Here is a 12,383-nt window from a genome sequence, read left to right on the forward strand (position 1 = left end):
GTCGGACTGGCCACCGGGTGGTGGTCCCGTGAAGGGGCCCGTTCCACGCGGGAAAGCGTGGTGAAGCATAGAGGGTGGCGCGTCGGGCGTTCCAGCTCGCGGTCCGGTCCGGGCCATCGCGCGCGGCCGGAAGTGAGCGGGAGCGAGCATTCCGCTTTGCCCGATCCTGGTCGTTTCTGTGCGGATCTGTTGTATCGGTCGACCGGACCGACCGACGGTGACGTTCCGTGAAGGTGTGGGTGGTGATTTTTGCCGCTGACCCGTGTGGGGCAGCACAACAGGGCGTGGCGTGGTGATGCGGCACAGGGTGGACGGGATGGACCGAGTTTCCTCACCCGGAGGTCGATGTGCCGTGCCGTCGCGGACCCGGGGGAGACCCGCGGCCGCCCCTGCGCAGTCTGGCCGCCGCCGCGACCTCCCTCCTGGCGCTCGCCGCCATGTCCCTCGTCGCGGGTCCCGCCGCGGCCGCCCCGGGCGACGCCACGCCCTGCGCCCTGCCCCGGACGGCGGCCCACCACTCGCTCGGCCTGCACACCTGGAACGCGGCCTATCCGCGCCCCGACCGGGGTCTCGACGCGGTCATGATCTTCCTGTCCTTCCCGGACTCCGAGCCCGTGCTCACCCCCGAGGAACTCACCGCCGACCACTTCCCGTCCACCACGCGCTTCTTCGAGCGCGCCAGCTACGGCCGGTTCACCCTGCGCCCGCATCCGCAGCGGACCTGGACGCAGATGCCCCGCGACTCCACCTGGTACGCCATAGAGCGCGACTGGAACGCCGAGCGGCGCACCGCCTATCTGCGGGACGCCGTCGCCGCCGCCGACCCCGAGGTGGACTTCTCCCGGTACGACGTCGTCTATCTGGTGGCCGACCCGGACGCCCCCGGCGTGGACTCCGACGCCACGAAGGTCGTCAACTTCGACCGGCCGCTGCGCGCCGACGGCCATGACATCCGGCGCGTCGTCACGGTCTTCGAGCAGCACCCGCCCGACCGCAACGTCCTCGCCCACGAGACCGGGCACGTCTTCGACCTCGCCGACCTCTACCACCGGCCCACCGACGGCAAGGGCGACTGGGACACCTACGTCGGCGACTGGGACGTCATGGGCAGCCAGTTCGGCCTCGCCCCCGACCTGTTCGGCTGGCACAAGTGGAAGCTCGGCTGGCTCGGCGGCCGGCAGGTCGTCTGCGTCCAGGGCTCGGCCGACCTCACCCTGGAACCGGTCGCCGCCGCCCCGGTGCCCGGCGGGTCGATCGGGACCCGGCTCGCCGTCGTCCGTACCGGAGCCGAGAGCGCCCTGGCCATCGAGGCCCGCAGCGCCACCGGCAACGACCGGGAGACCTGCGCCGAGGGCATCCTGATCTACCGCGTCCGCAGCGGGACGGCCTCCGGCGGCGGACCCGTCGAGGTCGTCGACGCCCACCCCGAGACCGGTGCCTGCTGGGAGCGCTCGGTCTACCCGCCGCTGGCCGACGCCCCGCTCCGGGTCGGCGAGACCTTCACCGTCCCGGGCGCCGGCACCCGCGTCGAGGTCGCCGACCGTACCCTGTCCGGCTCCTGGACCGTCCGGATCACCACCGGAGTCTGAAGCCTCTCCGCCGGTGCCGCACACGAAGAAGCCCCCCGCTTTCGCGAGGGGCTTCTTCCGTCTGTGCGCCGTCAGGGACTCGAACCCCGGACCCGCTGATTAAGAGTCAGCTGCTCTAACCAACTGAGCTAACGGCGCCTGCTGACGTCGTAGACATTAGCACCCGGATCCGTCCGAGGAAAAATCGACGGTGCGGCAGCCCGCGAGGAGGCGGACCGGCTCACCCGCACACACGCCCAGAGCAGCACATCGGGACCCGGCAGCCAGGGGTTGCGGGTGTCGGGGGCGACCACCCAGCGCGGCCCGCCGTCCGACGACCCGCAGGTCAGCGGCGGTACGGTCACGGCGTCCCCGGTGCCGTGGCAGAGCAGGGGCGGCACCGGCCCGCGCCCGTCCCCGGCGCCTCCGGACTCCTCGAAACCGCCGGTTCCCCACTCCTCCCAGGCGAGCAGCGAGGGCAGTCGCTGGGCCGTTCCCGGGGCCGCGAACAGCAGCATCCGGCCCCGGTGCGTGGCGACCGGACCGGAGCCGGGACCCTCCGCCCAGAGCCGCTCCAGCATCCGCCGACCGAACAGCGCGGGTACGTTCACCACGTCGAAGGCGGAACCGCAGGGCAGCACCCCGGGGGCCGTGGGGCGCTCCTCCCACTGGGCGAGCGTGCTGCGCGGGTAGGGCGTCGCCCCGGCCAGCCAGGCGGCGCCGGCCGCCGTGACCTGGGCGGCCTGCGATCCGGTCTGGTCCCGCAGCAAGGCGAAGATGTCGACGCCGTGGTGCGCGACGGCGGCACCGGCCTGCAGGGTCGTTGTGTCTTTCAGCCATGCGCTCATGGAGCAAGGTCTACCGGGAGTGACGGAACTGATTCCGAGAGTTGCCGGAATCCGGGACAGGCGAGGAGGGGGAGGGGTATCTTGCGCGCCGGAATATGCCACGGGACCTGACCCCCGGCCTTACGGCGCAACACCTGCCCCGGCCGCCCCATGGACCACATCAGTCCCGCAGGACCCGCAGACCCCGGAGGACTCGCAGACCCCGCAGGACCCGGAGCGCCTGGGCCCGTCCCGTCCCGTACGGCAGGCTCCGGGGCGTCCAGCGCGTCAGGCTCTCGGGGAGTCCAGCAGCGAGCGGCCGAACTCGATCATCTTCTTCGCGTAGTCCTCGGTCCACTCCGCGCGCTCCGCCACGTCCGCCGCGGTCAGCCGGTCGAACCGGCGCGGGTCGGCGAGCTGCGCCGCCGCCATCGCCTGGAACTCCACCGACCGGTCCGTCGCCGCCCGGAACGCCTGCGTCAGCTCGGTCGCCCGGGCCAGCAGCTCACGGGGGTCCTCCATCGACTCCAGGTCGAAGAAGTGCTCCGGGTCCGCCGTGGCCTGAGACGGCTCGAAGAGCAGCGGCGCGGGGCGCAGCCGCTGCCGTTCGTTCCGCTCGGACTCTGTCATGTGCTGTTCCTCCCTCGCACGGCCAGGACGGCCACCCTCCATTGTCCAACCCCGCGCAAGGGCACCCCGGGCCCTGAGCTCCGTCGGCCGGCCACCTCTCACGGCTCACGGCTCACGGCTTCCAGCGCACCTTGTGTTCCGCGAGATGGGCCAGCACCGCGTGGTTGGCCTCCCAGCCGTCGGGGAACTTCACCGTGACGCCCAGCTGGACCGGCTCCGTGGACGGGTGCTCGTCCAGCAGGTCCGCCACCCCTTCCCGGCACACCACGACGCAGGCGTGCCGGTGCCGGGACGCCAGCACGCACAGGCGGCCCGTCTCCAGGTGGAAGGCCGTGGCGTCGGGGCGGCCCGACAGGGGGTGCAGGACGACCGTGACGTCGAACTCGCGGCCCTGGAGCCGGTTCGCCGTGTCGACCGCGACCCCCGTGACGCCCAGCTCCGCGAGTGCCGCCCGCACCGCCGCCGCCTGGTCCCGGTGGGCCGTGCCGACCGCCACCCGGTCCGCCGTCACCGGCACCGGCTCCTCGGCCCGCTCGCTGGTGGCGACGCCGCCCCGGTCCAGCAGCCGCCGGACCACCAGCGCCACCGCCCGTACCGCCTCGGGGTCGGTGCGCGGGGTGTGCCGGGCGGGCAGCTCCAGCAGCCCCCAGCCGGACTCCGCCGCCTCGTCCAGCACCCGGTCGGGCCCCGAGCCGTCCGACGCCACCCCGAAGGAGAGCTTCCGGTCCCCGTGATCCGTACCGCTGCGGAACGGCGTGTACGGGTAGAACGCGTCCGACACCAGCGGGGCCGCCGACGCCGGGAGCCGCCAGGAGACCGGCAGCCGGTGCTGCGGCAGCTCCGGATTGTGGGCGAGCAGCGTGGACACCGCGCTCGCCGAGGGGTCGTAGCTCAGCCCCGCCCACTGGTCCGCGCCGACGATCGAGAACGGGTCCAGCTGACCCGGGTCCCCGACGAACAGCGCCCGCTCGAACAGCCCGGCCACGGCCAGCAGCGCGTCCGAACGCATCTGGTACGCCTCGTCGACGATGGCGTGCCCCCACGGCTCCACGTTCTTCACGTGGGCCCACTTCGCGGCCGTCGAGATCACCACGTCGAGCCCGGCCAGATCCGCCGCCTTCGCCGACTTCGTGACGTTGGCGAGGCCGTCCAGCACCTTGTCGTACGGGTCGGAGTCGCTGCTGTGCAGCCGCCCCACCGGCAGCTCCGGGTCCTTCTCCGCGAGCCGTACGACCAGATCGTCGACCTGGGCGTTCGTCTGGGCGATCACCATCAGCGGATGGCCGGCGGCGGCCAGCTCCAGGGCCGCCCGGACCACCAGCGTCGACTTGCCGGCGCCCGGGGGCGAGTCCACGACGACGCCCCGGCTGCCGCCGTGCAGGGTGTCGTCGAGGATCGCGCCGGTCGCACGGGCCGCCGCCGCGCCCGGATCGAAGACGGTGCTCACGGAAGGTCCTCCCGGATGGCAGTGGTCACAGCAGGTCCTCCGGGGTCACGGGGTCGGGTTGCTCCGCACGCGTCGCGGCGTCCGCGCCCGGCGGCCCGCCGTGGGTCCACGGCGTCTCCTCCGGGTCCGGCAGCTTCGGCCCGCCGCGCTGGTCGTGCTCGAACAGCGTCCAGGCGATCCGCTCCCCGGGCTCCGGCACCGAACCCGGCGCGGGCTCCTTGCCCCGGCCCATTCGGTCCAGGATCCGCAGCACCAGCAGGACGTCGCCGTCCTGGTCCGCCTCCTCCTCGGCCCGCACGAACTCCGCCGTCTGCGGCTTGCCCTCCAGCGAGCGGTAGACCTTCGTCCGCTCGCCCAGATGCGGCCGCTCGTCCGTGCGGACGGTGACCAGCGGGCGCGGCGAGGGCCGCTTCGACTCGGTGTACGTCATCTCCACATCCGTCACCGTCGCGACGAACGCCTCGCCCGCGAGCCGCCGCCCCGCCAGCACCAGCGGGTCGTCCAGCGCCTCCTGCGCCTCCAGCTGGGCCTGGGCGGTCTCCCGGGAGGCCAGCTTCTGGGCCGCCGTCACCGCGTCGTCGCGGCGCGGCTGCGGCGGCTCGCCCGAGCGCACCCGGTCCCGGTGCGCGGTGAACGACCAGCGGTCCCGGGTCCAGCGGTCCTCGGCCCGGGACCCCTCGGGCAGCTCCCGCAGCAGGTCGAGACCGCGCCAGACCGCGTCCCAGGTCGGCAGCATGACCCGTGCCAGCAGCGAACGGATCTCCCGCTCGGCGCCGCTCAGCTCACCCAGGCGGGCATCCGCCGCCAGCCCGTCCTCGGCGGACGCGAGGGCGGTGCGCGCCCGGTCGTACCGCTCGATCGCCGGGGCGAGGAGCCGGTTGTCGAAGTCCGGGTCGGTCGCCGGACCGGCCGGCGGACAGAGCAGCTGGCCCTCCCCGTCCCGCGCCAGCTCCGCCCGCAGCGCCGCCTCGGCCCCGGAGGAGCCGGCCGGCGGGTCGATCCAGGACAGCAGCGCGCCCAGGTGCTGGTCCTCCAGGCTGCTCTGCCCGGTCGCCCAGTGCCGGTTCAGCAGATCGGTGGCGGCCAGCAGCAGCGAGGAGCCGGGCACCCGGGCCCGCTCCCCGTAGTGCGTCAGCCAGCGGCCGAGCAGCGGCACCCGGGCCGGGGCCGGATACGGGGTGTCCGGGTCGTCCTCGGCGGTGCGGCGGAACCGCATGGACCGGCCCAGCAGCCGGACGAACTCGACGCCCGCCCGGCTCGGCACGATCAGCTGGCCCGCGTCCGTGCACAGCTCGACCTCGACCTTGGTCTTCTTGCCGGTCGCCGGATCCGTTTCGTTGCGCTCGGCGGGCTCGACGACGTCCGCGTACGCCTCGATGTGCGGCAGGACCGCCTCCGCCAGCTCGGCCAGGAACGCGAACCGCAGGTCCCGGTCGCGCGGCTGGGCGACGGCCAGCAGCCGGGGCGCCTCCCGGTCCGTGCCGACGAGCGCCCCGAGCGGGGCTCCGGCCTCGCCGGCGGTGGTCAGCGGCACCAGCACCAGCGGCCGGTCGGTGAGATGGCGGTGGCGGACGGTCGCGAGCGGCTGGGCGCGGCCGGTGTCGACGGCCTCCAGCCGGGCCAGGGTGGTGATCAGCGACATACGGCCGCACCTTCCGGAGCCCCGGCGCCGGGGTCGGAGGCGGCTTCCCGCGCCCCGGCCCGCAGGGCGGCGGCGCTCTCCAGGGCCTCGGCCCGCAGCGCGGCGGCCCGGCGCAGCGCCGCGACCGTCGGATCGGCGGGATCGCCCTCCTTGCCCGCGGCGGCGGCCAGCACACCGGCCACCGTCGTCAGCCCGCCCAGTTCACCGCGCACACTCCGGCCCAGCGTCTCCACCGCCCCCTCGGCCCGGGACTTCGCCCGGCAGTGGAAGGCCAGCTCGCAGGCGGCCAGGCACTCCGGGGCGTACGCCGGGGGCACCGCCGCCACGGCCGCGTCCAGCTCCTCCGACGGGCACGCCGGGTCGAACGTCGTCCCCTCCGGCAGCTCCGCCGCGATGTCCTCGATCCGGGTCAGCCGGGTCAGCTGCCGCCTGGTCACCGCGCGCTGCTTGCGTACGTCCACGACGGAGGCGGTCGGCAGGTTCGAGAAGTCCCTGGGGCAGACCAGCAGCACCCGCTGACCCACCTCGGCACCCTCCGTGACCGCCGCGACCCGCTCCAGGGCCAGCACGTACACCGCGGCCTGCCGGGCGGCGGCGCCGACCTTCGACGCGTCGGCCGACGCGTCGATCATGGGAAACGACTTGATCTCGACGACCGTCCACCGGCCGTCGGGGTGCACGACCACCGCGTCGGGCTCCAGATAGGCGGGGGAGCCCGCCACCTCCAGGGCCAGCATCGGATGGTCCAGCAGCGCCCAGCCGCCCGTCGCCGTGGCCTCCCGCAGGGCGAGCGCGGTGCGCGCGGCGCGGCCCTCGGGGCCGGCGGCGCTCAGATCGGGGGTCGCGACGTCCGGGCCCGGGGCGACGGAGGAGCCGCCCAGGCGCTCGTACAGCAGACGCAGCAACTCCGCGCCGCCGTCGGCCTTGACCTTCGCCTCGAAGGCGTTGCCCCGCATGAAGGCGAACTGGGACTGCCCGAAGGGGGCGGGTGAGCCCAGCGCGGTGGCCAGCACGCCCTTGTCCACCCCGGCGCCGTCCAGCAGGGCCCGCCGCTTGCAGCCGGGATTCGCGGCGAGGGCGGCCAGGGCTCTCGCGTCGAGCGGATGCGGTGCGACGGACGGGCCGCGCAGCTCAGCGAGCCGCTGCCGGAGCGTCGTCGCTCGTGTCCGCGCCGGCGGCGTCTCGGGCTGCCGGGCCGCCGACTGCCGTGCCGGGGGGATCTGCGGAGGTGGTCCGCTGGCCGGGGATTCGCTCACCCGTGGAAGTCTTGCACCCGGCACTGACATCCGGGGACACGGTCGCCGGAATCGACGCGGCGGCGGTGCTCGCGCCGCCCTGCTTCCGGCCGCCGGCGAGGCCGCCCGGCAGCACGCCGGCCAGCCGGGCCTTGACCCCGTCGGCGAACCGGATGACCGGCTTGACCAGCAGGGCGCCGAGGCCCATCACGGCCGCGCCCGCGACGGCGTCCAGGAAGTAGTGGTTGGCGGTGCCCATCACGACGATCGTGGTGATCAGCGGATAGGCGATCCCCGCCGCCCGTGTCAGCGGGTGCCGACCGTGCCGCCACAGCAGGATCCCGCACCACAGCGACCAGCCCACGTGCAGGCTCGGCATCGCCGCGTACTGATTGGTCATCCCGCTCAGCCCGCGCGGCGCGCTCGCGCCCTCGCCCCACCAGCCGTACGCGCTGTACTGCGCCATCGTGTCGACGAAACCGTGGCTCGCGTCCAGCAGCCGGGGCGGGCAGGTCGGCATCAGCGAGAAGCCGACGAGACCCAGCAGCGTGGAGTTCATCAGCCAGACCCGGGCCGCCCGGTACGCCGCCGACCTGCGCCGGAACATCCAGACGAGGACGGCCGGAGTGACCACGTAGTGCAGGGAGGCGTAGGCGAAGTCGGCGGGTATGCCGATGGACGGGGTGCTGGTGAAGAGACGGTTGAGCGGGTGCTCGGCGTTGAGGTACAGCGCCTGTTCGAACCGGAGGATCGCCAGGCCGTGGTCGACCGCCGTCGACACGTCGCCGCGCACCAGGAGGCGGCCCACGGAGTACAACGCGTACACCACCGCGATCAGTGGCAGCTCCGTCCACCAGCGGGGCCGATGACCGGTCGCGGGCGGCGCGGTGGCGTGCGGCATCCGGTAGCTCTCCCCATGTTCATGCGGCCGACGACGAACGTTCAACCGTACGGCGGCACCGTGCCACCGCATCCCCCGGGGGTCCCCTTCCGGACGTCCCGTACGCAGCGGTCCTGCCGTGACCCGTTCCGGGGCGCGGGGGACTGCGCAGGGTGGGACGCCTGCCGGGCCCGGGAGGTTGCCTGGCGGGCCGGTACGGGATGATGGACAACCCAGCACCAGCGTTCCAGGGAGAGCCTTCATGGCACCGCGCATCCTGCTCGCCCGGCACGGCCAGACCCAGTGGTCGGTCCGGGGCAACCACACCGGCAGGACGGACATCCCGCTCCTCGACAGCGGGCGCGAGGGCGCGAAGCTGCTCGGCGAGCGGCTGCACCGGGCGCCGTGGGCCGGGCTGCCCGGCGTGGAGGTCCGCACCAGCCCGCTCGTCCGGGCCGCCGAGACCTGTGAGCTCGCCGGGTTCGGGGAGCGGGCGGAGCGCTGGGACGCGCTGATGGAGTGGGACTACGGGGCGTACGAGGGGCTGACCCCGGCCGAGATCAAGGCGGACCGGCCGGACTGGCTGATCTGGCGGGACGGGGTGCCGGGCGGGGAGTCCGTCGCCGACGTCACCGCCCGGGCGGACGAGATCGTGGCGTGGGCGCGGTCTTCGGACCGGGATGTGCTGGTCTTCGCGCACGGGCACATTCTGCGGGCGCTGGGGGCGCGGTGGCTGGGCGAGGACCTGTCCTTCGGCGCTCGGATCCGCCTGGAGCCGACGTCGTTGTCGGTCCTGGGCTGGGCGTACGGCCGGCCGGCCGTGGAACGCTGGAACGACACGGGCCACCTGGACCGCTGACCGGCTGACGCGACCGTCCGCCGGTGGGCGGGAACCTCGCGGGCCCCGGGGCGGGGGAGACCCTGATGGGCACCCGGGAACGTGCTCAGCGGTTCCGTCCTCAATCGCCGGACGGTCTGGGTGGGCGAGTGCCGCTCGACGGGCTGGGGGTGGCGGCCCCGGCCGTCGCTCTACGGGGTCGATTCGCGGCGGGTCAGGAACGACGACACCTCCGGCGCCCCCGCCCGAGGGCCCAGCACCCGCGCCGCGCCCGCCAGCATCCCCCGGATCCGCGACGACTGCACCCGGGTCAACAGGTCCAGCACCTGGTGCCCCGTCGCCGCCGCCTCGTCCGCCCGGCCCGCCCGGGCCAGGTCACCCGTGAGCTGGGCCCGGTACAGCGCCAGGTTCCGGGTGAAGTGCGCGTCCTGGAGCACCACCGCCCGCCGCCCGTGCCGCGCCGCCCGCGACCAGTCGCCCAGCGCCGACCAGCACTGCGCCTCCAGCAGCTCCAGCTCCGCCTCGCGGAAGAAGCTCATCCACTCGGGGTCACCGGACGCGGGCCCCCGCTCGAACGCCGCCCGGGCCCGCCCGATCGCCCGGTCGCACCCCGTACGGTCACCGAGTCCCGCCCGGCCCCCCGCCTCCCGCAGCGCGAGCAGCGCCAGCAGCCGGGGCGACCCCAGCGTGCGGGCCGCCCGTTGGCCGGCCTCCGCGGCCCGTACCGCCTCGCGCGGCCGCCCCGCGTCCCGGGCCAGGAACGACGTGTTGCAGAACGCGTGCGCCTCCAGACCCGCGTCCCCCGCGAGACGTGCCGTGGCCAGCGCCTCCGCGTAGTGCGAGCGGGCGTCGTCGAAGCGGCCCGAGTCGTGGGCGAGCCACCCCACCGAGATGGCCAGCTCACCCGCGCCCGCGTGCAGCCGGTCCGAGGTGGCGCGCCGCGCGGTGCTCCCGGCGTCCAGCAGCTCGTACGCCGCGCGCAGCGGCTGTGCGGCCCGCCGGTAGAGCCCGTCCGCGCCGTGCCGGTCGTCCAGCAGCCGGATCTGGCGTACGGCCTTCTCGACGGCGGTCACCTCCGCCTCGCCGACCCGGCGCTGCGTGGGCAGAGAGACCCGGGCGGCGGAGGCGGGCGCCCCGCCGAGGCCCAGGGAAGCGGCCGCCACCGTGACGGTGCCGCTCGTCATGAACACGCGACGCAGCACGTCGCTCTCCTCGGGGATGTCGTCGGGATCGGTGTCGCGGGGCGATGGGGCGGCCGGGGACGGAGGCGGGGGTGGTGAAACGACCCGGGCGCTCCGGCCCCGTACGCTCTCGCGGGCCGAGAACCCCAGGTCGGTCAGGGAGGCGCCGGGGAACATGTGCAGGAAGACGCGTTCGTAGGCGTAGTTGGGGCAGCGGATCTCCCCGGACTCCACGCGCCCGATGTACCGGGCGTCGCACGCGACCTGCTCCCCGATCTCCCGGGCCGCCCTGCGGACGGCCGCCGCGAACTCCCCGGCGGAGCGCCGGCCGCGCAGCCGACGGAAGGCGAGGTTGGGAACTGCCCCTGTCGACGCCATGCCCGGCCCCTCTCTGGTGCAGCCGGGGGTCGTGCCACCCGGCGTCCCCGGGCCTCCCCGGTCGCTCCGGCCTTCCCGGAGTCCCGGTGTCCCGGCGGAGCAAGAACGTACCTGCTGTGACGAGCCGCACACACAGCGTTTCGTTGCGAAACCGGTCATACCGCCCGTGATCCGCCATGAACTGCCACCCTTTGCGGCGGTGTGAGCCCGTAGCCCTTGACGCGCCCGCGCGTTGGTCCCTGTGGAGACGGAGTGTGGCTCCGTTCGGCGATGAGAGGAGGGGTTCCCTTGTTGCACCTCGGCAGGGAGACCGGCTCACGGACGACCGCGACGACCCCCGCCCCGGCGGGCCCGCCCCTGGACCTCGTCACGGTCCCGGCCCGGCAGGGCCTCGAAGCCGTCGACATCCTCCGCCGCGGCGGATACCAGGAGGCCGTCGGCCCGGTCCTGCACGACGGGACCTGCGACACCCTCGGCTTCCTCGTACCGCCGGGCACCGCCGACGGCTGGGACGTACCCGGCAGCGCCTGTACGCGGACCGACGGCCGCGGGCTGCGCGTCCCCGCCGAGCCGCCGGTCTCCGGATCCGGCTGGCTGCTCCCGCCCGCCGAGGACGCCCCGGTCACCGATCCGGCCGTGCTGCGCGCCGCCCTCGACCAGGCCGCCCGGCTGATCAGGGCGGCCGACAGCTGCCGCTGAGCCCATAATGGCCGGACGGGCGGAACACCTCCGCGCGTCTCCGCCAGGCCGGCGACCCCGGGCCCCCACCAGCAAGGACCAGCGAACGTGGCACGTCGAGGAACGCCGGGCCGGGGCAGGGGGAAGGGCGCGGACAAGGCCGCCACCGGGAGCGCGAAGGCCAAGGGGCGCCAGGAACGCCCGGGTTCCGGGCGCGGTGCGGGCCGGGGCGAGCGCGAAGCCGTCTCCCGGCCGGTCGGCGGCGGCGTCGCCGAGCTCCGTCCAGACCGCGAGCGCCCGCGCGGCTGGACGCTCCTGATCGACAACGCCCCGCAGTCCCACGTCGACCTCGACGACCCCACGCACCTCTCGTTCGCCTACCAGCGCCGCCTGGGCCACATCATCGACCTCGCCGCGCCCCCGCTCCAGCCGCTGCACGTCCTGCACCTGGGCGGCGGCGCGTTCACCCTCGCCCGGTACACCGCCGCCACCCGGCCCCGCTCCACCCAGCAGATCGTCGAACTCGACGCGCCCCTCGTCCAGTTCGTCCGCGACCACCTGCCGCTGGACCCCCAGGCCCGGGTCCGGGTCCGGGCGGCCGACGCCCGCGAAGGGCTCGGCAGATTCCCCGGCGGCTGGGCCGACCTGGTCATCGCGGACGTGTTCGGCGGGGCCCGCACCCCCGCCCACCTCACCTCCGCCGAATTCCTCGGCGAGGTGCGCCGGGTGCTGAAACCCGACGGGTGCTACGCCGCCAACCTCGCCGACGGGCCCCCGCTCGCCCATCTGCGCGGCCAGGTCGCCACCGCCGCCGCCGTCTTCCCCGAACTGGCCCTGGCCGCCGACCCGGTGGTGTGGCGGGGCCGCCGCTTCGGCAACGCGGTCCTCCTCGCCTCCGCCCTGCCGCTCCCGGTCGCGGAGTTCACCCGGCGGGTGGCGAGCGATCCGCACCCCGGCCGGGTCGAACACGGCCGCGCGCTGACCGACTTCACCGGCGGCGCGGCCGTCGTCACCGACGCGGCGGCCAAGCCCTCGCCCGCGCCCCCGCCGTCGGTCTTCGAGAACCCCTGACCGGGCCG

11 protein-coding genes and 1 tRNA gene are annotated in these 12,383 nt (G+C 74.9%); 4 read left to right on the forward strand and 8 right to left on the reverse strand.

Going from position 1 to position 12,383, the window contains the following annotated elements; translation table 11 throughout:
• Positions 1-347: 347 nt before the first annotated feature.
• Positions 348-1,589 (forward strand): M6 family metalloprotease domain-containing protein, encoded by a 1,242-nt coding sequence (locus IE145_RS20055; protein WP_189526795.1) that lies wholly within the window; start codon positions 348-350, stop codon positions 1,587-1,589.
• 64 nt (positions 1,590-1,653) lie between these two features.
• Here IE145_RS20055 and IE145_RS20060 read toward each other — a convergent pair.
• The 7 genes from IE145_RS20060 to IE145_RS20090 all read right to left on the reverse strand — a co-directional run bounded on the left by IE145_RS20060 (position 1,654) and on the right by IE145_RS20090 (position 8,250).
• Positions 1,654-1,727, reverse strand: a tRNA-Lys gene (locus IE145_RS20060).
• Positions 1,718-2,416, reverse strand: a complete 699-nt coding sequence (locus IE145_RS20065; RefSeq protein ID WP_189526796.1) for a bifunctional DNA primase/polymerase — start codon at positions 2,414-2,416, stop codon at positions 1,718-1,720. The genes IE145_RS20060 and IE145_RS20065 overlap by 10 nt, the downstream gene beginning before the upstream one ends.
• A 267-nt stretch (positions 2,417-2,683) precedes the next feature.
• Entirely contained in the window at positions 2,684-3,025 is a 342-nt protein-coding gene (locus tag IE145_RS20070) for a DUF8844 domain-containing protein (RefSeq protein ID WP_073216185.1), read from the reverse strand.
• A gap of 112 nt (positions 3,026-3,137) precedes the next feature.
• Positions 3,138-4,472, reverse strand: a complete 1,335-nt coding sequence (locus tag IE145_RS20075) for an AAA domain-containing protein (protein ID WP_069738571.1) — start codon at positions 4,470-4,472, stop codon at positions 3,138-3,140.
• Positions 4,473-4,497: 25 nt separating this feature from the next.
• Positions 4,498-6,114 (reverse strand): hypothetical protein, encoded by a 1,617-nt coding sequence (locus IE145_RS20080; RefSeq protein ID WP_189526797.1) that lies wholly within the window; start codon positions 6,112-6,114, stop codon positions 4,498-4,500.
• On the reverse strand, positions 6,105-7,139 hold the full coding sequence (locus tag IE145_RS20085; RefSeq protein ID WP_189526910.1) for a hypothetical protein: 1,035 nt from the start codon (positions 7,137-7,139) through the stop codon (positions 6,105-6,107). The genes IE145_RS20080 and IE145_RS20085 overlap by 10 nt, the downstream gene beginning before the upstream one ends.
• Positions 7,140-7,245: 106 nt before the next feature.
• Positions 7,246-8,250 (reverse strand): phosphatase PAP2 family protein, encoded by a 1,005-nt coding sequence (locus tag IE145_RS20090; protein ID WP_189526798.1) that lies wholly within the window; start codon positions 8,248-8,250, stop codon positions 7,246-7,248.
• Between the two features lie 241 nt (positions 8,251-8,491).
• Here IE145_RS20090 and IE145_RS20095 point away from each other — a divergent pair, with 241 nt between their 5' ends.
• Complete coding sequence (locus tag IE145_RS20095) at positions 8,492-9,088, forward strand: histidine phosphatase family protein (protein ID WP_189526799.1); 597 nt, start codon at positions 8,492-8,494, stop codon at positions 9,086-9,088.
• Positions 9,089-9,258: 170 nt separating this feature from the next.
• Here IE145_RS20095 and IE145_RS20100 read toward each other — a convergent pair whose 3' ends face one another.
• On the reverse strand, positions 9,259-10,626 hold the full coding sequence (locus IE145_RS20100; RefSeq protein ID WP_189526800.1) for an NsdA family TPR-like regulatory protein: 1,368 nt from the start codon (positions 10,624-10,626) through the stop codon (positions 9,259-9,261).
• Between the two features lie 288 nt (positions 10,627-10,914).
• On the opposite strand from IE145_RS20100, the gene IE145_RS20105 reads away from it, so the two are divergent.
• Together IE145_RS20105 and IE145_RS20110 are read left to right on the forward strand one after the other, a co-directional pair.
• Entirely contained in the window at positions 10,915-11,325 is a 411-nt protein-coding gene (locus IE145_RS20105; RefSeq protein ID WP_229825691.1) for a hypothetical protein, read from the forward strand.
• 87 nt (positions 11,326-11,412) lie between these two features.
• Entirely contained in the window at positions 11,413-12,375 is a 963-nt protein-coding gene (locus tag IE145_RS20110) for a spermidine synthase (protein ID WP_189526802.1), read from the forward strand.
• Positions 12,376-12,383 lie beyond the last annotated feature (8 nt).

Source organism: Streptomyces sindenensis (genome assembly GCF_014649035.1).
GTDB classification, from domain to species: domain Bacteria; phylum Actinomycetota; class Actinomycetes; order Streptomycetales; family Streptomycetaceae; genus Streptomyces; species Streptomyces sindenensis.

What these genes read in the sequence shown, in the direction of transcription:
- IE145_RS20065 (WP_189526796.1), bottom strand. Translation starts at nt 2,416, where the DNA reads ATGAGCGCATGGCTGAAAGACACAACGACCCTGCAGGCCGGTGCCGCC.
- IE145_RS20080 (WP_189526797.1), bottom strand. Translation starts at nt 6,114, where the DNA reads ATGTCGCTGATCACCACCCTGGCCCGGCTGGAGGCCGTCGACACCGGC.
- IE145_RS20100 (WP_189526800.1), bottom strand. Translation starts at nt 10,626, where the DNA reads ATGGCGTCGACAGGGGCAGTTCCCAACCTCGCCTTCCGTCGGCTGCGC.
- IE145_RS20095 (WP_189526799.1), top strand. Translation starts at nt 8,492, where the DNA reads ATGGCACCGCGCATCCTGCTCGCCCGGCACGGCCAGACCCAGTGGTCG.
- IE145_RS20090 (WP_189526798.1), bottom strand. Translation starts at nt 8,250, where the DNA reads ATGCCGCACGCCACCGCGCCGCCCGCGACCGGTCATCGGCCCCGCTGG.
- IE145_RS20070 (WP_073216185.1), bottom strand. Translation starts at nt 3,025, where the DNA reads ATGACAGAGTCCGAGCGGAACGAACGGCAGCGGCTGCGCCCCGCGCCG.